The following is a 21,521-nucleotide window of genomic DNA, read 5'->3' as shown; positions in this document are numbered from 1 at the left end:
CCATGCCGGCGCTGCAACGCAGCGGCATGGTCAGGACGCGGCCGGACGGTTGCGTTTCGGTGCCCGGCCGGGCAGCCGCGCGCGTTCGCCGGCGACCCGTCCCGATGGGCGAGCCGATCCCGTGCCCCTTACCGCGCCGCCCCGATCTCCACGCTGCCGGTCGCTGTGCGGCCGAAGCGCGCCGGCCGGTACATGTCCTCCACCGAGGCGCCCGGATGCACGTAGGTCCCGGGCGAGACCGCCCGGACCGTGTAGGCCACGGTGAAGAACGCCGACTGGCTCGGGTCGCGGTCGTAGGCGGCCACGAAACGGTCGTCGCGGAACTCGGTGTGGACCGGCTGCACCTCCGACTTGGCGAAGGCGAGGCTCTGGAGGGCGTCGGCGTCGAGCAGCTTCGGGTTGTCGATCTCCAGCCCCGCCGGCAGAGGATCGACCAGCAGGATCCGCCCGGCCTGGGCCTTGTCCTCGATCACCTTGAGCACCACCACGAGCCGGTCGTTCTGGCGCAGGCCGTGGGCCGGATCGACCACGCTGCCGTCGAGCCGGTGGATGCTGCGCTCGATCCTGTAGCCCTGGGCGGCAGCGGGCTCGGGCACCAGCGGGCTGCCGTTCACCCCCAGCACCACCTGCACCGGCGCCCGGCCGGTGTTGACCAGCGCGACGCTGCGCCCGTCCAGGGCCGGCCCCCGGTAGATCCGGGCGAGCGGCCCGGCCTGCGCCGCGCCGTCGAGGCTGAACGACAGGGCGTCGGCCTCCTTGGACAGGCCCTCGGCCGCGAGCACCAGCCAGGCATTCTCCTGCGTGCTGGTCGTCCGCGTGTCCTGGGATTCCTCGCCGATCACCGCGGCCACCGGGGCCAGCGCGACCTGGGTCAGCCCGCTCTCGGCCGCCAGCGCGATCAGGCCGGCCCCGTCGCGCAGGCGGGAGCCGTAATCGGCCCGGTACACGCCCGTATCCCGCTGGGCTCGCAGCGTGGCGAGCGCAGCGTCCATCGCCTTGGCGGCACGACCCCGGTCGCCCAGGAGCGCCAGGGAGGCGGCGAGCTGCGCCCGGCCGAGCCCGGTCGCGAAGGCGTCGAGCTTGGTGTCCACAAGGTAGCGCAGGTCGCCCATCACCGGCCGGCCGTTGCGGGCCAGCACGTAGGCGGCGTAGGCGAGGTCGGCGCCGCCGTCCCGCACCTCCGTGGCGTTCGCGACGGTGTTGCGCAGGCGGTCCAGCGCCTGGGTGAAGGCCCCCTGGGGCACCGCGAAGCCGCGCTCCCGGGCGCGGGTGAGGAAGTCGGTCACGTAGGCGTCGAGCCAGACGTCGCCCGACCCTTGCGCCGACCACAGGCCGAAATCCCCGCTCGCATCCTGGCGGGCGAGCAGCCGCTCGATCGACTCGCGCACCCGGTCGTCGACGTTCGCGTCGAGGGCCAGCTTGTCGAGCCCGGCCAGGCGGTTGACGTAGAGCAGCGGCATCGCCCGGCTGACGATCTGCTCGGAACAGCCGTAGGGATAGCGGTCGAGCGCCTGGAGCAGCGCCGGCACGTCGAGGCCCGGGAGCGCCGAGGCCGAGAGCGTGACGCTGCCGGTTCCGGGCAGCAGGTCGGCCAGCAGGTCGGCGCTCACCGTCAGGCCGGCCCCCGGCGCCAGGTTGCGCACCGACCGGCGCAGCAGCGCCCCGGTCCCCGGCAGCACGCCGAGCGCGAAGCTCTGGCCGAGAGGGCCGTCGAGGCCGGGCCCCGACAAAGCGAGGTCGAGCCGCGCCGTGCCCGGGCCCGCGGCGGTGATCGGGACCACGACCTGGCCCCTGCCCCCGGCCTCCAGCCGGATCGTCTGGCGCAGGGCCCCGGCGCCGATCAGGATCGGGCCGGACGGGGCGATGTCGACCGTGTAGTCGCCCGCCCGGCCCTCGACGTTGTCGAGCGCCATGAACAGGCGCGAGCGGTCGCCGGTATCGAGGAAGCGCGGCAGCGTGGCGGCGAGCACCACGGGGTCGCGGATGATCACGTCCGCCTGCGTCTGCCCGACCCGGTCGCCGCTCCAGGCGGTGACCATCACGCGGCCGGTGCCGTTGAACGCCGGCAGCGGGAAGGTGACGCTGGCGGCCCCGTCCGGCCCCACGGTCACGACGCCCGAGAACAGCGCGAGCGGCGCCTGGGTCGGCGGCGCGTCGGCGAGCTCGCCGCCCCCCGCGTCGCCCCCGGAGCGGATCGCCCCGGCCGAGCCCTGCATGCCGTCGATCAGGTAGCCGTAGAGGTCGCGGAACTCCGGACCCAGCGCCTTCTGGCCAAGGAAGTACTGGGTCGGGTTCGGCGCCTCGTAGCGGGTCAGGTTGAGGATGCCGACATCGACCAGCGCAACGGTGATCCGCGCCGGCTCGCCGGCCTTCAGACCGGTGAGCTGCACCGGGATCGTCAGGTCCTGGCGCGGGCGGGTGCGCTCCGGGGCCTTCACGGCGACGCCGAGGCTGCGCCGCTCGCGGTCCACCGAGAACCAGGCGAGCCCGAGCGCCCGCCCCGGCAGCCGCTTGGCCGCCTGGTCGAGGGGCCGGTAGGCGGTGGCCACCAGGTAGGCGCCCGCGCCCCACTCGGCCTTGACCGGCAGGCTCACCGTGGTGCCGCCCGACGGGACGCTGACCTCGACGGTCTCGTGCACCCGGTCGCCGACCACCATGAGGCTCGCCTGCCCCTTGAACGACGGGCTGAGCTTGGCCCGCAGGGTGTCGCCGGCCGCGTAGGCGGCCTTGTCGAGGGTGAGGTCGAGCAGGTCCGGCGCCTCCGCGGTCTCCGAGCCGCCCCAGCCGACGGTGAAGCCGAGGCTCGCGGTGGCGTCCGGGGCACCCGGGGCCGAGACCTCCAGCCGGTAGCGCCCGAGGCCGACCGGCGCCTCGATCCGGCCCGACCCGCCGGCCGCGAGGTCGAGGCCGCCCTCGGCGACGCGGCGGCTGGTCTTGACCGGCTCGAACGACCAGCGGCCGCCGGCGCGGTACCATTGGTAGCTCTGGTCGATCTGCGAGAGCGTCCAGGTCACGCCCGGCCGGGCCAGCAGCGTGCCGTCCGGGGCGGCGAAGACCACCGCGAAGGTCGCGCGTCCGCCCTCTTTCAGCTCGGAGAAGCCCTTCCGGATCGCCAGCACCGGGGCGGCCGGCAGGATCGGCAGGGTGAGGCTCCGCGACAGCGCCCGCCCGCCGGGCTCGCCGACCGCGAGGGTGATCTTCGCCTCCAGGGGCCGCGGCGCCGCGAGGTCCGGGATCGGCACCGGGACCGTGGCCAGGCCCCGCGCGTCCGTGGTCGCCCCGCCGGAGATCTCCTGGGTGACCGGCTCCACCGCCTCGTCGTCGAGGCCGACGGCGTAGCCCTCGAGGCCCTTGATGCCGGAGCCGGAGGCGGCCTGCTGCACGACGACGCTGCCCGAGACGTCGAGCCCGGCGCCCGGGGCGCCGTAGAGGTAACGCGCGGTCACGGCGACCTGCGCGGCCTCGCCCCGGCGCAGGCCAGCCTGCGCCGGCTTGAGAGTCACCTCCAGACGCTCGGGGACGTAATCCTCCAGCAGGAAGCTGGTCTCGCCCAGGGCCGGCGCCTTCGGGTCGCTGTAGGCGGCGATCCGCCAGGTGCCCCGCATGGCCCCCGACAGCAGCGGCAGCGGCAGCGCCCGGCCGCCGAGCCCCTGGTCCGGCACCGAGACCCGGCGATACTCGACCCCGTCCGGGCGCTTCACCACCACGGTCAGCGGCAGGTTCGGCACCGCGGCGCCCCTCGGGTCGCGGAGCAGGGCGGTGATCTGCACGGTCTCGCCCGAGCGGTAGACCCCCCGCTCGGTGAACAGGTAGGCGTCGAGGCCGCCGCTCTCGGGCCTACCCTTCACGCCCCGGTCGGTCAGGTCGAAGGCGCCGAGGTTGAGGTCGAGGAAGCCGTAATCGTCCCCAGCCTGGGCGACCACGAGGCTCGGCGCGGTGCCGCCCTCCCCGCGGGCGAGGCCCGGACCGAACACGGCCCGGCCCTGGGCATCGGTCCTGGCGGTGCCCAGCACTTCGTTGTTGCGGGCGACCAGCCGGATCTCGGCCCCCGGCAGGACCTGCGCGGAGGCGAGCGAGCGCAGGACCACGTTGACCCCGTCCCGCCCCTTGGTGGCGGTGAGGCCGAGATCCGAGACCACGAACCACTGGGTCGCCTGGGTCTCGTATCCGTCCTCGTCCCCGGCGACCGTGCCGGAGGGCCGGGCCACCATCACGTAGATCCCGGGTTCCAGCTTGCCCACCGCCTGCAGGACCGGGAAGGCGGTCACGGCCTCCTGGTTCAGCTCGGCCTTGGCGGTGTCGAGGGTGCCCTTCCAGACGCGCTGGCCCTTCTCGGCCGCAAGCGTCGCAGCATTCGTGCCGCTGAGCTGCCCCAGGAAATCTTCGGAGCGCAGGGTCGGCAGCAGGCTGCGGTCGCCGATGCGCAGGACCTCGACGTCGAGCTTGGCGGCGTTCACCGAGACCAGGGGCACGCCCGCCTGCCCGGTGCGGGGCAGGACGTAGTTACGCCCGGTGAACCGGACCTGCGGGGCGCGGTCGCGGACGTAGATCTCGTAATCCGCGGACTTGAGCAGGCTCTCGCCCACCGCGGACGGCAGCCCCTGGCGCAGGACCACCGCATACCGGCCGCCATGCTTCAGCCCGTCGACGCAGACCTGCGCGTTCTCGGCGGTCACGGCGGCGCTGCTGCTGCCCGAGACCGCCACGTAGGGGGCGTAGTCGGTCTTGGGGACCACGGGCTCCGAGAGGGTGAAGCACAGGCGTGGCGCGGCGGCATCCGAATCGACCTTGTAGTCGAGGATGCGGAAGCCGTGCTCGGCCCGCAGGGCCTCGTAGGTCCGGTGCATCGCGGGCAGATCGTCGAGGGCCAGGCTGGCCGCGTAGGCGTTCAGGGCCGGCCGCCAGTTGGATTGCCCGGCCTCCACGGCGCCGAGCTGCGCCAGGGAGGCCGCCGCGTCGGCGGGCGAGCCGGCGCGCTCGTAGGCCCGGTAGGCCGCCGCGGCGGCCCGGTCCCGCAGGCGGGCCCGGCCTTGGTAATCGTTCTCCTCCAGGGCTTCGGCCGCCGCCGCGGCGGCCCGGGACAACGCCTGCCAGCTCCGGATGTCGGCCGGGTCGGTCGCGACCGCGGCGGTGAGCGGGACCAGCGACTCGTCCGGCTTGCCGGCGGCCAGCAGCGCCTGTCCCGCGGCCCGGGACTGGCCGGCCGGCCTGAGCGGGCCTCCGGCCTCGGCCTTGAGCGCAGCCTCGAGCCGCACGGCGGCGCTGGCGAGATCGGTCCGGACGAAGGTCTTCTCGAAGGCTGCAGCCGGACGGGGCGCGGTGCGCGAGGCCGGCGCCGTCTGGGCGAGGGCCGGCCCGCAGGCGAGACCTGCCAGAAGCGCCAGAGCACCCGCCAGCCGGTTCCGCCACGCCATACGCCTGCCCTCGTCGGCCCCGGATCCCGGACGATTCGTCCCGGGATCGGCCCGCCGGGAGCCTAGCACCGATCGATCCCGCCGCAACGCTCTGGGTGCGTGTTGGGAGCCGCTCCGCGGTCCCTTTCCGAAGGGCTATGGCCGCGACAGGATCGAGGCGCGAGGGGCTTTTGCAGGCTGCGACGCACCCCCGCGCCCGTATGGGCTGGCGGCTGCACAGAGTGCCCTCCGGATGGTCCTCGGCCGCAAGAGAGGTCTCCACGAGGCAGGCACGCACTATCCCTTTGCGGGCTACAGGTTGCTCAGCTTGGACAATTCACTGCCTGAGGATCGATACCCCATACCGGATAACCCGCGCCGTCATACCGGGGGCGCCGCAGGCGAGCCCGGACCCGAAGGGGCCGCCGGGGGCGCCAACCCAGAAACGCTGTCCGTCCAGGAGCTTCACACAGCGATCGTTCTCGATCCCGGGCTCCGCTGCGCGGCCCGGGACGACCGCCCGTGGCGGCATCGATCCAGCCACCGCTCGAAGAAAGAGACGGAGCTTTCCGCTCGCTGAAACGATGACCATTCCAACTGCGACGTGTGAACGACCGAGCCCGCACGGGACAGGCAACCCGCGCGTGTCCCGGGTCACGGGTGGTCGATCGTCCCGCGCCCCAACCTTGAGCGCAGCGCACGATCCCAAACAATCAGAACGCCTTGAGCACCTGCTCGGTGTGCTCGACCGAGACCGGGCCCGCGAAGCAGTGCGAGACCAGGGCGCGGTAATCCTGCCAGGGCTGCGAGCCGGTGAAGTCCTTGGTGTGGGCCTCCAGCGTGTCCCAGTGGATCATAAGACGGTAGCGCTGCGGGTGCTCGATCGAGCGGCGGACCTCGAAGGCGCGGCAGCCCTTGGCGGCCTTGAAGATTGCCGAGGCCTCGGTGATGCCGGCCTCGAACGCCGCCTCCATCCCGGGCTTGATCTCGATCTGTGCGATTTCGAGGATCATGGTGTCGAATCCTTATCCTTACGCGTGGAGGGGGCGGCCGAGCTTGGCCGCCAGGATGCGCTGCGGGCTCAAGCCGGGATCGGCCTGGGCGGCGACCGGCAGGTAGGCGGTCTGCTCCAGCATGTAGCGGCCGCCCATCGCCCCGTGCATCACGAGGTCGGAGAAGGTCACCCAGGTCTCGCCGGGCCGGAACGCGACGTCGGCCTGGGGGGCGCTGGCCTGGTAAGCCTCGTCCTGCTTCAGGGCGTCGTGCAAGTGCAGCATCAGGTGGTCGTATTCGGAGCGCCGGGCCTTGGTGATCCGAAGGACCGCGAGCAGCCGCGCCGTGAGCGGCGCGTAGCGCGGCAGCCGGGGCAGGAACTTCTCCGCCATCGACCCGAAATCCTCGCCGACCCGCCAGCGGCGGGGCTCGCCGGACGGGTTGATGTTGCGGAACACCCGCAGGATCCGCTTCTCGCCGATCGGGTTCGACGGGAACGCGTCGACATGCAGCCGGGTGTCGTCGCGCCGCCAGCTCAGCTTGCGCCGGTCCACGTCGAACGGGCGGTAGGAGGTGCCGGCGAGCGCCACCCGGTCGGCGTAATCCGGCAGGTAGGTGCCGATCAGGTCCCGGGCGAAGGCGCGGTAGCGGATCAGGAGCTGGCGCAGGGCCTCCTGCTCCTCCGGGGTGCCGGCGGCGCCGCGCAACTCGGCGGCCTCGCCCCGGATGTTGACGTTCTTGGCCTTGCCGTCCGCGAAGGGGCGCTCGGTGAACCGGCGCTCGTACGCGCTGAACGGGAACGGCAGGTCCGGGAACAGCAGCACCGCCCCGGCTTCCAGCTCCCGGGCCAGGGAGTCGGCGGTCTCACCGGGGGCGACTGTGCGGATCGGGCTGATCATCGTGTGCGGGCTGGATCTGCCGGGCCGAAGGGGGGCATGACGGGGCGCAATCCTGTAGCCGAGCCGCCCGCGGGAGGCTAGGGCCCGCATTTCCGGTGGATGACATCGCCCGTCCACTGGCACCGTCCGGGGGGGCCGCCCCGGGCGCTTGCGCAACCGCCGCGTTCCCGGCACGTTCCCGTCGCATACCGGCCCACGAGCCCGGCGGAGGATGGCGCCGATGGCGACCCTGAAGGAATTCGAGGAAGCCCTGCGCGAGCATGGCATGAACATGGCGCTGGCGCTGCTGGAGCGTCTGCGCGAACGCGACCGCGCCACCCGCACGGTCAAGCCGGCCCGCCGTCTCACGGGCCAGAAGATGACGCCCGAACTCGCCCGGGCGATTCTCGACCTGCACGCCTCCACGGGCATGACCCAGCAGGAGATCGCGTTCAAGGTCGGGGTCAATCAGGGCCGGGTCAACGAGGTGATCAAGCGCGGCAAGTGGCTGTCGGACGACCCCCATGCCCCCGAGGCCGTGGCCCGCGACAAGGCGCTGGCCCGCATGCGCGGCGACCCCAAGCCGAAGAAGCCGCCCCTGGCCGCTCGTTCCAAGGAGCGCAAGGCTGCCCCCGCCAAAGCGCCCGCCAAGGCGCGCAACCAGGGTCAGCTGGCTTTGGGGGATCTGTAGGAACGAACGGGATCCCAAAGGGCTTGCAGCCCTTTGGCGGGGTTCGGGGCGCGCAGCCCAGAGGCCATAGGCCGCTCCGGGACCTTCTTAGGGCTCCACCCTACACCCGCAAAAGGTCCGAGACCTTTTTGAATCCAGGAGTTTTTGGGTTCAGTTCGTCGGCGCGAAATGCCCCCGGTAGCGCGCGCCGATCGCTTCGACCGGGAGCGCCACGAACACGTCGGTGGTGCCGAACTGGCGGTCGATCACCGCGCCCTCCCCGAAGGTCGCGCCGAGCCGGAGATAGCCCTTGATCAGCGGCGGCAGCGCCTGCAGCGCCGCCTTGGGATCGACCGCCTCGCGGGGCATCCGGTCCATGGACACCGCGCGCTCCGGCAGGGCCCGGGCCCGCCACGCCTCGGGTGCGCGGGCGTGGTGGTGCAGGAACGACAGCGGCAGGGCCAGCCGGTCCGGATCGGTCCCCTCCAGGCTGGCGCAGCCGATCAGCGCGTCGATCCGGTGGTGCAGCACGTAGGCGTAGATCCCCTGCCAGAGCAGCTCGACGGTGCGCTTGCTGCGGTACGGCTTGAGCACGCAGGAGCGTCCGAGTTCCAGCAGGCGCCGGTGCCCCTGCGCCGCCAGGATCGGCTCCAGGTCGTACTCGCCCTCGGAGTAGAAGCCGGCATGGCGCTCGGCCACCTCGCCGCGCAGCAATCTGTAGGTGCCGACCACCTTGGGCCGGTGCTCGACGAACGGTTTCTTCCGCCGGGGCGCGGCATGGTCGAGGACGAGGAGATGGTCGCAGAGCGCGTCGTAGGCGTCGGCGTCACGTCGCGACAAGGCCGAAAGACCCGTCGGGATCGCCGCCATTTCTTCGTAGAACACCTTGAACCGGAGGCGCTGCGCGCGCCGGATTTCGGATTTCTTCGAAGCTAGCCGGACCTCGAGGTTGCCGATCCGGCCGAGGCTGCGCCCCTCGAACGGCTCCGGCAGGCGGATCGCCCGCTCGCCCGACAGGATGTCGGCGATGGCCGCCGGCTCCGCCTGGACGAGCGCGTGGCGCCGACGCAGCTTCGCGATCGGCGCGCCGACCCCCCATTGCACGCCCTTGTGCCAGCCGGCTCCGAGCGCGCTGTAGGCTCCGCGGGCGAGATTGGCGACCATGGTCGGGTTCACTCCGGGCGCACGACCGTGCACCGTCGGGATGGACAGAGAGCACGAACCGCACACGCCATTATGACAGCCCCGACACGAAAGCGCCCCGGCCGGGGCCGGGGCGCTCCATCAGCGTAGCGGGTTCCGAGCCGCGACCGGATCAGGCTGCCTGCGGGACCGCGTCCTTGCGCACGTCACCCTCGATCACCGGCGCGGACGGGGTCCCGGCCGTGGCGATCTGGATGCGGCGCGGCTTCTTCGCCTCCGGGACCTCGCGGACGAGGTCGATGTGGAGGAGGCCGTTCTCCAGAGCCGCCCCGGTCACCTGGACGTGGTCGGCGAGCTGGAACCGGCGCTCGAAGGCGCGGGCCGCGATACCCTGGTGCAGGAACTCCGCCTTGGGCTCGGCCTTGCGCTCGCCCTTCAGGGTCAGCGCATTCTCCCGCACCTCGATCGACAGGTCGGATTCGGTGAAGCCGGCGACCGCGACGGTGATGCGGTAGGCGTTTTCGCCGGTCCGCTCGATGTTGTAGGGCGGGTAGGTCGGCGCCGCCTCGGCGGTGGCGAACTGATCGAGGGCGGAGAACAGTCGGTCGAAGCCGACGGTGGAACGATACAGGGGAGCGAGATCGAACTGACGCATGACATATCCTCGTATGAGCAACATGCAGAATCGGTCCGCCCGATGGGCCGGACCCGTCTTTCGTGCCGCCTGACGGCCGGCACAGACGGGATATCGGGGGGCAAAAAACGGGGTTCAAGACCTCCGGACGGGCCCGGATGCGAGTTTTTTCCGCTACGGTGACGCTTGCATGCGGACCCGGCATGCGGACGGACTGAGGTTGGCCCGTGAGACGGTTGGACGGCGATATCGGACGGGAGCCGCCGCTCCTGACCTTGCGCGGCACGCCGGACAATCCGGTGCCGCCGGGCGGCACCCTGATCGCGGTCGGCACCCGCGACGACTGCACCCTGCGGGCCGCCTACTGGCAGGCCACGACCCGGACCTGCCGGGGCACGGTCTGCCTGCTCCAGGGACGGGCCGAATTCATCGAGAAGTACTACGAGACCATCCGCGACCTGCGGGCGCGGGGCTTCGCCGTGGTGGCGTTCGACTGGCGTGGCCAGGGCGAGTCGGACCGGCGGGTCGACGACCCGCACAAGGGCCATGTCGGCCGCTTCGACGATTACCGTCTCGACCTGCGGGCGGTGGCCGAAACGGTGCTGGTGCCGCTGATGCCGGAGCCGCATGTCGGCCTGGCGCATTCGATGGGCGGCTGCGTCGCCCTGATCGGAGCGCTCGACGGCTGGCTGCCGTTCCGGCGCCTGGTGACGGTGGCGCCGATGCTGTCGGTCCGGATGGTGCGCTGGCCCGCCGGGGCGGCGTTCCTGTCGCGGGCCCTGCACCGGATCGGGCTGGGCGATCGCTACATCCCGCTGGGCAAGCCGGTCTCGATCGCCACCAAGCCCTATGCCGGCAACCGGCTGTCGCGGGATCCCGCGCGCTACGCCCGCAACGCGGCGGCGGCCCGGCAGGTCGGCGCGGGCGCGGTCGGGGACCCGACGATCGCGTGGCTCGCGGAGGCCTTCCGGGCGATGGCGCGCTTGCGCGACCCGCGCGCCGCCCCGCGCATCACCCTGCCGACCCTGATCGTCGCGGCCGGCGCCGACCCGGTCTGCGGGACCCTGGACACCGAGCGGTTCGCGGCGCGGCTGAAGGCCGGCCACATCCTGGTCCTGCCGGATTCCCGGCACGAGATCCTGAGCGAGCGCGACGCCATCCGGCAGGATTTCTGGGCGGCCTTCGACGCCTTCGTGCCGGGCTCGCCCCTGCCCTCGCACAATGAGGTGGAGGCGCACCAGGCTGTGCCAGTGGCCTGAGCGGTTGCGGCCTTCCCGTCATAGCGGGATCCCAAAGGGCTCAGCCCTTTGGCGGGGTATCGGGGCGGAGCCCCGATGCGCCAGGGCTCTGCCCTGGACCCGCAAAAGGTCCAATACCTTTTGAAACCGGGACTTTTGCGGAGCGGACCGAGGGTGGGCCTCAGCCTCCCAACGCAGGGTCGATGTCCCGCGGTCGCACGAACCTCTCCAGCCGCCCCTGCCCCGGGGCGATCGCCGACCAGGCCGCGGCGTCGAACGCGATCACCGCGTAGGCGGCGGTCGGGAATTCCGTGGCGAGGCGCGTGCGTTCCTTGCGTGGCCCCTCCCCGGCCAGGGTCGCGGCGAGGTCGCCCAGGCCGGGATTGTGGCCGACGACGATCACGGTTTCCGCGCTGTCCGGCGCCCCCCGGATCAGCCCTAGAATCCGCTCGGCCGGCGCTTCGTAGATCTCGCGGTGATACCGCGTCTCGGGCGCGCCGAGGGCGGCCGAGACCGCATCCCAGGTCTCGCGGGTGCGGGTCGCCGTCGAGACGAGGGCCAGGTCCGGCCGGAGGCCCTCCTGGGCGATGTGGCCGCCGACTGCCGGCCCGGCCCGGCGGCCGCGGTCGTTGAGCGGCCGTTCGTGGTCGGCGACGCCCGCCGGACGGTCCGACTTGGCGTGCCGCAACAGGATCAGCCTGCGCATGGAGCGGGCCCTTCTCGGGATGGAATGACCGAAGCGCGCCGAACGCGCGCCGGGGCCCGGTTAGCGCAAAGCGCGGCCCCCGGGAACCTCGGCGGTCCTGCCCGGTTCGAAAAGCTGGGCCGCCGATGCGGGACGCGCACGGGGTGGCGGTCTCTGTCGAAGGAGGTCGCGCCATGGATCGCTCGCCCCGCGTTTCGGAGATCCTGTCCTGGTATGGGGCCGACAGCCCCGGCACGCTCACCAACCTCGCCCGGATGCTGGAGCACGGCCGGCTCGGCGGCACCGGCAAGATGCTGATCCTGCCGGTGGATCAGGGCTTCGAGCACGGCCCGGCCCGCAGCTTCGGCCCGAACCCGCCGGCCTACGATCCGCACTACCATTTCGAGCTGGCCCTGGCGGCGGGCTGCAACGCCTACGCCGCGCCGCTCGGCTTCCTCGAGGCGGGCGCCCGGGACTATGCCGGACGGATCCCGCTGATCCTCAAGCTCAACGACCACGACCTCCTCGCCGACGAGGAGGATCCCGAGCAGGCGATCACCGGCTCCGTGGCGGACGCGCTGCGGCTCGGCGCTTGCGCCATCGGCTTCACGATCTATCCGGGCTCGGCCCACCGCAACGCCATGTACGGCCAGATCCGCGCGATCGCCGAGGAGGCCAAGAGAGCCGGGCTCGCCGTGGTGATGTGGTCCTATGCAAGGGGCTCGGCGCTGTCGAAGGACGGCGAGACCGCCATCGACGTGATCGGCTACGCGGCGCAGATCGCCGCGCAGCTCGGGGCCCACATCATCAAGGTCAAGCTGCCCACCGCCCATATCGAGCAGCCGGCGGCGAAGAAGGTTTACGAGTCGACCGGCATTCCGATCGGCACCGCGGCCGAGCGGGTCCGCCACGTGGTGCAATGCGCCTTCAACGGGCGGCGGATCGTGATCTTCTCGGGCGGCGCCCAGGCCGAAGACGACACGTTCCTCGACGAGATCCGGGCCATCCAGGCGGGCGGCGGCTTCGGTTCCATCGTCGGCCGCAATGCCTTCCAGCGCGCGAGGACGGATGCCCTGACGCTTCTGGGGCGGATCACCGACATCTATGCCGGCAAGGCAGGCTGAGGCTCAGCCGCCGCGCTGCTCCCGGCGCATCATGAAGGCGAGCTTCTCGAACAGGCTGACATCCTGCTCGTTCTTCAGCAACGCGCCGTGCAGCGGCGGAATCAGCTTGCGGCCGTCGCGCTCGCGCAGGGTCTCGGGCGAAATATCCTCGGAGACGAGCAGCTTGAGCCAGTCCAGCAGCTCCGAGGTCGAGGGTTTTTTCTTCAGGCCCGGCACCTCGCGGGTCTCGAGAAAGACCCGCAGGGCCTCCTCGACCAGGCGGTGCTTGATGCCCGGATAGTGGACGTCGACGATGCGCATCAGCGTCTCGGCGTCCGGGAACTTGATGTAGTGGAAGAAGCAGCGGCGCAGGAACGCGTCCGGCAGCTCCTTCTCGTTGTTCGACGTGATGATCATGATCGGCCGGCGCACGGCCTTCACGGTCTCGCCGGTCTCGTAGACGTGGAACTCCATCCGGTCGAGTTCGGTCAGGAGGTCGTTGGGGAACTCGATGTCGGCCTTGTCGATCTCGTCGATCAGCAGCACCGGCCGCTCGGGCGCGGTGAATGCCTCCCAGAGCTTGCCCCGGCGGATGTAGTTGCCGATGTCCGAGACGCGCGGGTCGCCCAGCTGCGAGTCCCGCAGCCGCGAGACGGCGTCGTACTCGTAGAGGCCCTGCTGGGCCTTGGTGGTCGACTTGATGTTCCAGACGATGAGCGGCGCGCCCAGGCCCCGGGCGATCTCCTCGGCTAGCACGGTCTTGCCGGTGCCGGGCTCGCCCTTGACCAGGAGCGGGCGCTCCAGGACCACGGCAGCGTTGACCGCGGCGGTCAGGTCGGGTGTCGCGACGTAGGTCTCGGTTCCGGAAAATCGCATCGCGCTCTCGGAGAAGCTGGCCTGGAGGCAACCGGTAGCGCGTGCCGACGTCGCCCCGCAAGCGAGACCGGCTAACCCTTCTCGTGCCAGACGCAGTTCCGGGCCAGGATCTCCAGGTTCACGTCGGATTTCTGCGGCTGCGGCAGGGTCTTGGTGTCCATGGCGAGGTCGATCTTGATCTCGACCTGACCCTTCGACTCGTTGGAGCGGCGGGAGAAGTAGCAGTACTGCTGATAGGGCTGGTCGGAATTGTCCTTGAAGTTCCAGCCGGTGACGATCTGGCCGTCGAGATAGGGTACCTGCTTGAACACCGTGAAGGTGGTGTTCACCGCCGCCTTCGAGGCGGGGGCGGCGTCGCTGCCGAGCTGCGCCTTGGTGGGCGTCGGCGTGCCGCCGCCGCCCATCTTGGGAAGACCTTCGAGCTTGAGCGTGTTGTCGGTCAGCGTGACCTCGCCCTTGGTCTTCAGGGTCACGTCCGAAAGCGCGGTCTGCATGGCCGCGGCGATCTTCTCGGCGGCCGTGTCGAATTGGTTGAGGGTGGCCCAGCCATAGGCCGCCGCCCCGACGCCGATGCCGGCCAGGCACGCGAAGGCGCCGAAGCCCAGCGCGCGGAACAGGAAGGCCCGCGCGGCCACGTAGCTCGAATCCGCTCGGAGGCGGGAGTTCACCTGCTGGGCGAGGGCGACGTTCTCAGGGGTGCCGCCGGCGACGTAGTTCATGCGCCGGCTCCCGCGGCTGGGAGGGTCTGCTGGCCCGGAAGGTTCTGGCCGGGCAGACTCTGCTGGCCCTGGGCCGGGCGGTTCATCGGGATCACCGCGCCGGTGGCGTTGGCCGCCCGGGGCAGGATCGGCTCGGGGTTCGAGCGCAGCGCGTCGGCGATCGCGTCCAGCATGTAGGGCGCGGCCTCCGGGTTCACGGCGGCGCCGAGGTCGTCCTCATCCATGAAGGTCCGGCGGGTCGAGACCGCGCAGAGCGCCAGGATGGTCGACGCGAAGGCGGCGCAGACGGCGGGCAGGAACACGAAGATCCGCAGGAAGGCGTGTACCTGTTGCTCGGTCACGTCGATCGGATCGACGCCGTAGACCATCGCGGTGAAGGAGTGGAGCTGCGAGCGGTTGACCGCGTTGCGGTAGCCCTGCTCGGCATCGGCCACGCGCCGGTCGGCGGCGCCGGGGTCGAGGGTCGCGCGCGCCTTGCGGGCCTCCTCCAGCTCCTTGATCAGCACGGCGCGGTCGGCCGACGCCTTGGTCACGCCCGCCGACAGGGCGGCCACGCGCGGGTCGGCCACGCATTTCAGGTTCTGGTACTTCCGGCCCTTGCTGTTGGTGCCGAACACCCGCTCGCAGCGCTGGGCCGGCAGGCCGGCGAGCTGCTGGGCGTTGTCGGAGGACCGCTTCTCGATCTGGTCGAGCTCGGTCGTGTACTGCGCCACGCGCTCGTCCGCCGCCTTGATCCGGTCGCCGATCGTGGCGCGGTCGGCCTGGGCGTCCTTGAGGGCGGTCTTGGTCCGGGCGGCCTCCATCAAGCGGGGATGGAACATCATCTCGCCGAGCTGCGACACCGACTTGGTGGTGACGCCGGCCGCGAAGATGATGCCGAGCACCGCCAGCCCGCGCACGAAATGCGAGCGCTGGGTGCGGGCCAGGATGCCGAGCGGCACCCGGCACAGCTCCACGGCGGCGTAGACCAGGGGCGCCAGCAGCATAAAGTAGAAGGCGTGCCAGTCGCCGTCGCTGTAGACGCCCGCGAACAGCCACGCGCCCCAGAGCGAGGCGCCGATCACCATGAACTCGACGAGGTACGCGATCGCCACGTAGCCCCACTTGATGCGATAGCCGCGATCGACGTGGCGCTGGTGCACCCACCTGTCCGACTCGAGCCTCCATTCGCGGCGCTCGCGCTGGAGATCGCGACTCGGGGGGGCCGTCGGACCGGAGAATATCGACTTGATGGAGATCATCGGCCTCGTCACATCCATCGGGTCCAGTCGCAGGCGCCGTGTTACAGCACGGGCGCGGTCCTGGCCGAACTTAACGCCCAGTTAACCGCCGCGTGTATGCGGGCATTGTGCCGATTTTGGGCCGCCCTGCACGCAATTCGCCGGTGGATCGCCGGCAAGCCGCATCCGGGTGGCTCAAATGTCTCACCCGAACCGTGTATCCGGCTTGTGTCCGAGCGCACCTCGCCGGCCTTGCCTTGGCCGAAAGCGGTTGCCCGATGCACGGGGCCGACCCATGATCGCGCATCCGTGATCGGCCTCCGCACCGGTCGGAAACAGGAGGTTCGATCCGCCGCCGATGCCTGAAGTCCACGCCGGCTCCTACAAGGAAGCGATCCTGTTCCTCGTCACCGCGGGTATCGTGGTGCCGTTGTTCCACCGTTTGCGGATCTCCCCGGTGCTCGGCTTCATCGGCGCCGGCGCCCTGCTCGGACCCTTCGGGCTCGGTCGGCTCGCCGACACCCATCCCTACGTCCACCTCTTCACCATCGGCAACCGCACCGAGATCTCGCACCTGGCCGAGTTCGGGGTGATCTTCCTGATGTTCATGATCGGGGTCGAGCTGTCGTGGGAGCGGCTGCGCACCCTGCGGCGGCTCGTGTTCGGCCTCGGCTCGCTGCAGGTCGGCTGCTCGACGCTGATCCTCGGGGCGATCCTGTACGGGCTGCAGGTGCCGCTCGCGGGCGCCGTGATCGTCGGCATCGGGCTGGCCCTGTCGTCCACCGCGGTGGTGCTGCCGGTCCTGGCCGAGCAGAAGCGGCTCAACGCGCCCTCCGGCCGCGCCAGCTTCGCGGTCCTGCTGTTCCAGGACCTCGCTGTCGCTCCCGTGCTGTTCGCGATCGCGGTGCTGGGCCGCGGCGACGAGGGCGACAAGGGCTGGGCGCTGGCCATGGCGCTGGGCCAGGCCGCCATCGCGCTGGTGCTGATCGTGGTCGCCGGCCGCCTCGCCCTGCGCCCGCTGTTCCAGCTGGTGGCGCGGACGCGCTCGACCGAGCTGTTCATGGCGGCCTGCCTGCTGGTCATCGTCGGCACCGCGCTGACGGCTGCGGCGAGCGGCCTGTCGATGACGCTGGGCGCCTTCGTGGCCGGGCTGCTGCTGGCCGAGACCGAGTACCGCCGGGCGATCGAGGCGACCATCGACCCGTTCAAGGGCCTGCTGCTCGGCGTGTTCTTCGTCTCCGTCGGCATGAACTTGGATCCCGCGCAGCTCATGGCGGCGCCGGGGGCGATCCTCGGCCTGTCGCTGGCGCTGGTGCTGATCAAGGCCGCCGTGGTGATGATGGCCGCCCCCGCCCTCAAGATCTCGCGCCCGGTGGCCCTGGAGGCGGCGTTGCTGCTCGGGCCGGGCGGCGAATTCGCCTTCGTGCTGATCGGGGGCGCGGCCGCCACCGGGCTGGTGCCGGAGGATGTCGGCGCCGCCGCATTGATCGTGACCACGGTCACGATGATCATGATCCCGGCGCTGGCGGCCCTGGGCCGCAGGCTGAGCCGTGGTGCGGCCAGCGCCGCCCAGGCCGCCATGAAGGCGGAGCCGCTGCCGGAGCGGGTGGAGAACCGGGTGGTGATCGCGGGCTTCGGCCGCGTCGGCCGCCAGGTCGCCGAGATGCTGGACCGGCACGGGATCCCCTACCTCGCCCTCGACTCCGACGCGGCCCGGGTCGCCGAACAGCGCCGCGCCGGCGCGCCGGTCTATTTCGGGGATTCGGGCAACACCGAGATCCTGCGCCGCTGCGACATCGCGACGGCGCGCGCCCTGGTGGTCACCCTCGACAACCCGCGGGCGGTCGAGCAGGCGGTGGCGGCGGCCCGGGCGGAGCGACCGGACCTGACGATCGTCGCCCGCGCCCGCGACGCCCGGCACGCCTCGGCACTCTACGAACTGGGCGTCGACGACGCCGTGCCGGAGACCATCGAGGCGTCCCTGCAATTGTCGGAGGCCGTCTTAGTCGATGTCGGCGTGCCGATGGGGCTCGTCATCGCGTCGATCCACGAGCGGCGGGACGAGTACCGCGCGCTGCTCAAGAAGCGCGAGAACGAGGCCAAGCCGATCTTCCGTGCCCGGCGCACCGTCGGGAAGGCCCTCGGGAAGCCGCCGGCCAAGAAGGAGGCGGCGCCGCGTCAGGAGGCCGGGCGCCAGGAGGCGTGAGCCGGGTTCGGCTCATCACGCCGAGGCGAGATGCGCCTCGGCGTGCTTGGGCTGACGCGTCACGCGGTTGCGCGGCGCCGGCTCGAACCCGTCGGCGAAGCTGCACCGGTAGACGATCTCGTCCGCCGGTCCGAGGCCGGTGACCAAGGGGACCGTCACGGTGTCCCCCGCGAAGCGCCAGCCGCGTGCTCCCTTGTCCCAGTACAGCCACACGGTCCCGGGGAACCCCCGCAGGGTGAACACCGCGGCCTTGCGCGACAGGGCTTGCACGGCGCGCGGCGCGTACATGCCCTTGGCGCGGTAGGCCTCACGGGTCGTCTCGGGCTGGCGATCCATGAAGGTGTTGCGCACCAATTGAATCGTCGCGCCCGGCTTCCCGAGAAACCGCTTGAAATCCGTCAGATTCCGCAGGATGACCGCCATTGCTGGTCTCCTCGCTTCGGTTGGTGCGGCACGCGTCCTCGCGGCTGAACACACCTGAGATGCCGAGTTGAGCGATTCCCATGACCGTTTCAGTGACTGCGCGAGGCTTGGACCCGCACATATCAACAGATTCGGTGAGTTATGCCCAGCTTATGACTCTCCGAGGCTTCTGGAGACTCTCCGGGAGACTCTGGATAAGCACTTCGCACGCCGATGAATCTTGTCGACCATCTGAAACGACTCTGAGATCAGCGCCGGATGTGCGGGCCGCCGGATCCTGAACTTGGCTGATTCGCCTGGGCTTGACCCGCGCGCTTTGCTGGCGCGTTCTTCGGGGATGCTGCTGCACTTCTTCACGGCCCTCCGAGACGCGAAGGTTCCCGTCTCCCTCAAGGAGTACCTGACCCTGCTCGGCGCCCTCGACCAGGGCCTAGCCGAGCGGGACGTCGAGGCGTTCTACTTCCTCGCGCGCACGGCCCTGGTGAAGGACGAGGCGCATCTCGACCGGTTCGACCGGGTGTTCGGCACCGTCTTCAAGGGGCTGGAGACTCTCGGGGAAGCGGTGGAGCCCGCAGCCATCCCCGAGGAATGGCTGCGCAAGCTCGCGGAGAAGTATCTGACCGACGCCGAGAAGGTCGAGTTGCAGGCGCTCGGCTGGGACAAGTTGTTCGAGACCCTGAAGCAGCGCCTAGCCGAGCAGAAGGAGCGCCACCAGGGCGGCTCGAAATGGATCGGTACCGGCGGGACCTCGCCGTTCGGCGCCTACGGCTACAATCCCGAGGGCATCCGCATCGGCCAGGACGGCAACCGCAACTTCCGCGCGGTGAAGGTCTGGGACAAGCGCGAGTTCAAGGATCTCGACGACGACCGCGAGATCGGCGCGCGCACCATGCGCCTCGCGCTGCGGCGGCTGCGCCGCTTCGCCCGGACGGGAGCGGCCGAGGAACTGGACCTCGACGGCACGATCCGCGAGAGCGCTCGCCAGGGCTACATCGACGTGCGGCTGCGGCCGGAGCGGCGCAATGCCGTCAAGGTTCTGCTGTTCCTGGATGTCGGCGGTTCGATGGACTGGCACATCGAGCAGGCGGAGGCGCTGTTCTCGGCGGCGCGCTCGGAGTTCAAGCACCTCGCGCACTACTACTTCCACAACTGCCCCTACGAGGCGGTCTGGACCGAGAACCGGCGCCGGCACGAGGCCAGGACCCCGCTGACGGAGGTGATCCGCACCTACGGCAGCGACTATCGGGTGGTGTTCGTCGGCGACGCCTCGATGAGCCCCTACGAGATCGCCACGCCGGGCGGCTCGGTGGAGCATTGGAACGCGGAGCCCGGCGCCGTCTGGATGCAGCGGCTCCTCGACCATTTCCCGAAGGTGGCCTGGCTGAACCCGATACCGGAGACCCACTGGGGCTACACCCAGTCGATCGGGATGGTGCAGCGGCTCGTGGGCGGCCGCATGTTCCCCCTCACCCTCGACGGGCTCGACGCGGCGGCCCGGGCGCTGGTGCGGTGAGGGCCGGTCAAAACAGACAGGGCGTCAAAGGTTATCCGAACTCTGGCCGGGTCCGAAGACGCAGAGCACATCGACTGTCCCCGTGCCTTCGTCGTCTGTCATCGCGTAGACGATTCGGTGGCCCGCTACGGTGCGGGATCGCGTTCCATCATGCTCGCCGTCCGGCCACATGAGCGGGGTGTGTCGCAGTTCCTGAAGGGCTCTGTTGATCTGAGCAAGGCGGTGTGCCGCCCTCTCCCCTGCGCCAGGCTGGCGGAGCCATCTTCGCACGGAAGCGAGATCAGCCGCCGCCGCGCGGGAAATCCGAAAGCGAAACGACACGGTTCGGAGTTCGTACGTCGCAAATTAGCGCTTGCGCGAGTGGGCAGAGGCTTCAGGAATCTCGACCGGCTCTCCATTCACCCAGGCATCAAGCCAAGCATCGACATCGCCGTCCGCGATATATCGACCGTCTGCGATATCCGCTTTGGCGACCGCCAGCATCGACGCTTCGGCTGCGAGGCGAGCCTTACGCTGTTGTGCCGTCTCGTCGGACGAGTCCAGCCGATGTTCCTGCCGGAATTCAACCCTGGTCATGTTCAGGCTCCCGCAGCGTCGTCCCGAAAGATGGTAGCTTGCTTTCGGAAAACGATGATACCCGCGCGACAGCTTAGCCCCGCGCGAGCCTCATGGGGAGTCATCCTCGACTTCACCTGCGCGCTGAATATGACGCGTGAAGGCAAGCCCTATCGAAGGTGGGCAACCTCATTCTCTCGTCAGCTAAGCGCCCGATAGCCTATCCCTGCTGCGCCGGGGTCGAGACCACCAGCCCGTCCAGGTTCGGGGCGATCTTGATCTGGCAGGACAGGCGGGAATTCTCGCGCACGTCGGAGGCGAAATCGAGCATGTCCTGCTCCATGTCCTGGGCCTTGCCCACGACGTCGATCCACGCGTCGGCCACGTAGACGTGGCAGGTGGCGCAGGCGCAGGCGCCGCCGCACTCCGCATCGATGCCCGGGACGTTGTTGCGCAACGCCGTCTCCATCACGGTCGCGCCGACGCTGCCTTCGACGGTCCTCTCCGTCCCGGCGTGGTCGACGTATGTGATCTTGGGCATGCTCGGCTCCGGGCTCGCGTCGAGCGGCCTCGCTTCGACGGGCGGGGTGACTGCTTGGCGGCTGAGGCCATGGAATGCAAGCGCGGTGGCGGCGGTCCGTTCCGGATCGATCGCCGCATCGGCGCCTGTTCGGCGAACCGACGCTCTTAAGACTCGGCGTCCGGCGCGATCTCGGCCAGTGCCGCCGCGACGGCCTGAACGAGGTCGTCGAGGGCGACCGCCCCGGCGCCGGCCCGCAATCGTGCCTCGGCGGCGTCCGCGCAGGCGCGGACCCGGGTGGCGCCGACCCCGGAGGCCGAGCCCTTCAGGGTGTGGGCGAGGTCGGCGCGCTGGGCGGCCGGCAGGGACGGGTCGGTCAGCCGAGGTAGGATCGACCGGCATTGCCCGGCAAACAGCGCCAGCACCTCGTCGGCCAACTCGGCGTCGCCGAAGGTCTGCGCATCGAGTTCCGCACGGTCGATGGCCAGCATGCTCGAACTCCCGGAATCCGCATTCTTCTGGGGGTTGCCGAACCTCTCCCCATGATTCACCCCCCGATTCGCTGGACGGGGATCGCGCAGGGACCCTCATCTGCGCCAAGATGGTGCAGCCGGAAGGCGGCGGACCCGGTAACCATTCTCGTAACGGTTTCTGGGGTCGGACGGCGGCTCGGGTATCGGCAATCGGTGTCCGCGTCTAATCCTGTAATGGTAAACGGGACGTTGCGTCTCTGGCATCAGCCTCCCCAGGTG

The 21,521-nt window shown here is 70.7% G+C and carries 19 protein-coding genes; 5 read left to right on the top strand and 14 right to left on the bottom strand.

The genetic code is table 11. The features are described from left to right. Positions 1-128: 128 nt before the first annotated feature. The 3 genes from FV233_RS06660 to FV233_RS06650 all read right to left on the bottom strand — a co-directional run bounded on the left by FV233_RS06660 (position 129) and on the right by FV233_RS06650 (position 7,285). Positions 129-5,414: an alpha-2-macroglobulin gene (locus tag FV233_RS06660; RefSeq protein ID WP_147896995.1), complete on the bottom strand. Its 5,286-nt coding sequence runs from the start codon at positions 5,412-5,414 to the stop codon at positions 129-131. A gap of 692 nt (positions 5,415-6,106) precedes the next feature. Next, positions 6,107-6,406, bottom strand: coding sequence for an antibiotic biosynthesis monooxygenase family protein (locus tag FV233_RS06655; protein WP_007568328.1), 300 nt, complete (start codon positions 6,404-6,406; stop codon positions 6,107-6,109). Between the two features lie 18 nt (positions 6,407-6,424). Continuing rightward, positions 6,425-7,285 carry a Kdo hydroxylase family protein gene (locus FV233_RS06650; protein WP_147855906.1) on the bottom strand — a complete coding sequence of 287 codons (861 nt, stop codon included), beginning with the start codon at positions 7,283-7,285 and terminating at the stop codon, positions 6,425-6,427. Positions 7,286-7,505: 220 nt separating this feature from the next. On the opposite strand from FV233_RS06650, the gene FV233_RS06645 reads away from it, so the two are divergent. Beyond that, positions 7,506-7,955 carry an RNA polymerase subunit sigma-70 gene (locus FV233_RS06645; RefSeq protein WP_147896994.1) on the top strand — a complete coding sequence of 150 codons (450 nt, stop codon included), beginning with the start codon at positions 7,506-7,508 and terminating at the stop codon, positions 7,953-7,955. Positions 7,956-8,105: 150 nt separating this feature from the next. Here FV233_RS06645 and FV233_RS06640 read toward each other — a convergent pair whose 3' ends face one another. Both FV233_RS06640 and FV233_RS06635 read right to left on the bottom strand, forming a co-directional pair. Next, entirely contained in the window at positions 8,106-9,098 is a 993-nt protein-coding gene (locus FV233_RS06640) for a GNAT family N-acyltransferase (protein ID WP_147855908.1), read from the bottom strand. Positions 9,099-9,249: 151 nt separating this feature from the next. Further along, positions 9,250-9,732, bottom strand: coding sequence for an Hsp20 family protein (locus tag FV233_RS06635; protein ID WP_147855909.1), 483 nt, complete (start codon positions 9,730-9,732; stop codon positions 9,250-9,252). A 206-nt stretch (positions 9,733-9,938) separates the two neighbouring features. Between FV233_RS06635 and FV233_RS06630 the strand changes: the two genes are divergently transcribed. Continuing rightward, positions 9,939-10,970, top strand: coding sequence for an alpha/beta hydrolase (locus FV233_RS06630; RefSeq protein WP_147896993.1), 1,032 nt, complete (start codon positions 9,939-9,941; stop codon positions 10,968-10,970). 160 nt (positions 10,971-11,130) lie between these two features. Here the strand turns inward: FV233_RS06630 and FV233_RS06625 are convergent, their stop codons facing one another. Further along, positions 11,131-11,655, bottom strand: coding sequence for a histidine phosphatase family protein (locus FV233_RS06625; RefSeq protein ID WP_147896992.1), 525 nt, complete (start codon positions 11,653-11,655; stop codon positions 11,131-11,133). A 173-nt stretch (positions 11,656-11,828) separates the two neighbouring features. Here FV233_RS06625 and FV233_RS06620 point away from each other — a divergent pair, with 173 nt between their 5' ends. Next, entirely contained in the window at positions 11,829-12,758 is a 930-nt protein-coding gene (locus FV233_RS06620; protein WP_147896991.1) for a class I fructose-bisphosphate aldolase, read from the top strand. A 3-nt stretch (positions 12,759-12,761) separates the two neighbouring features. Here the strand turns inward: FV233_RS06620 and FV233_RS06615 are convergent, their stop codons facing one another. The 3 genes from FV233_RS06615 to FV233_RS06605 all read right to left on the bottom strand — a co-directional run bounded on the left by FV233_RS06615 (position 12,762) and on the right by FV233_RS06605 (position 15,591). Further along, positions 12,762-13,613 (bottom strand): MoxR family ATPase, encoded by an 852-nt coding sequence (locus tag FV233_RS06615; RefSeq protein WP_147854877.1) that lies wholly within the window; start codon positions 13,611-13,613, stop codon positions 12,762-12,764. 71 nt (positions 13,614-13,684) lie between these two features. Further along, positions 13,685-14,332, bottom strand: coding sequence for a hypothetical protein (locus tag FV233_RS06610; RefSeq protein WP_147896990.1), 648 nt, complete (start codon positions 14,330-14,332; stop codon positions 13,685-13,687). Next, positions 14,329-15,591: an ATPase gene (locus tag FV233_RS06605; RefSeq protein WP_147854875.1), complete on the bottom strand. Its 1,263-nt coding sequence runs from the start codon at positions 15,589-15,591 to the stop codon at positions 14,329-14,331. Before FV233_RS06605 ends, FV233_RS06610 begins: the two co-directional genes overlap by 4 nt. Before the next feature lie 319 nt (positions 15,592-15,910). Between FV233_RS06605 and FV233_RS06600 the strand changes: the two genes are divergently transcribed. Beyond that, positions 15,911-17,758, top strand: a complete 1,848-nt coding sequence (locus tag FV233_RS06600; RefSeq protein WP_147854874.1) for a cation:proton antiporter — start codon at positions 15,911-15,913, stop codon at positions 17,756-17,758. 15 nt (positions 17,759-17,773) lie between these two features. Here the strand turns inward: FV233_RS06600 and FV233_RS06595 are convergent, their stop codons facing one another. Further along, a complete protein-coding gene (locus FV233_RS06595) occupies positions 17,774-18,181 on the bottom strand; it encodes a hypothetical protein (protein WP_147854873.1) in 408 nt (135 codons plus the stop codon). Positions 18,182-18,518: 337 nt separating this feature from the next. Here FV233_RS06595 and FV233_RS06590 point away from each other — a divergent pair, with 337 nt between their 5' ends. Beyond that, on the top strand, positions 18,519-19,694 hold the full coding sequence (locus tag FV233_RS06590; RefSeq protein ID WP_147897004.1) for a VWA domain-containing protein: 1,176 nt from the start codon (positions 18,519-18,521) through the stop codon (positions 19,692-19,694). 24 nt (positions 19,695-19,718) lie between these two features. Here the strand turns inward: FV233_RS06590 and FV233_RS06585 are convergent, their stop codons facing one another. The 4 genes from FV233_RS06585 to FV233_RS06570 form a co-directional block, all read right to left on the bottom strand. Next, positions 19,719-20,015, bottom strand: a complete 297-nt coding sequence (locus FV233_RS06585) for a type II toxin-antitoxin system RelE/ParE family toxin (RefSeq protein WP_147896989.1) — start codon at positions 20,013-20,015, stop codon at positions 19,719-19,721. Positions 20,016-20,039: 24 nt separating this feature from the next. Continuing rightward, positions 20,040-20,270, bottom strand: a complete 231-nt coding sequence (locus FV233_RS06580) for a hypothetical protein (RefSeq protein WP_147896988.1) — start codon at positions 20,268-20,270, stop codon at positions 20,040-20,042. Between the two features lie 199 nt (positions 20,271-20,469). Further along, entirely contained in the window at positions 20,470-20,790 is a 321-nt protein-coding gene (locus FV233_RS06575; protein WP_147854870.1) for a 2Fe-2S iron-sulfur cluster-binding protein, read from the bottom strand. A gap of 146 nt (positions 20,791-20,936) precedes the next feature. Beyond that, positions 20,937-21,260: an Hpt domain-containing protein gene (locus tag FV233_RS06570; RefSeq protein ID WP_147896987.1), complete on the bottom strand. Its 324-nt coding sequence runs from the start codon at positions 21,258-21,260 to the stop codon at positions 20,937-20,939. Positions 21,261-21,521: the final 261 nt, after the last annotated feature.

The organism is Methylobacterium sp. WL7 (assembly GCF_008040085.1).
Classification (GTDB): Bacteria; Pseudomonadota; Alphaproteobacteria; order Rhizobiales; family Beijerinckiaceae; genus Methylobacterium; species Methylobacterium mesophilicum.
Note: the sequence above shows the minus strand (reverse complement) of the source record. Positions and strands in the feature narration are given on the sequence as shown.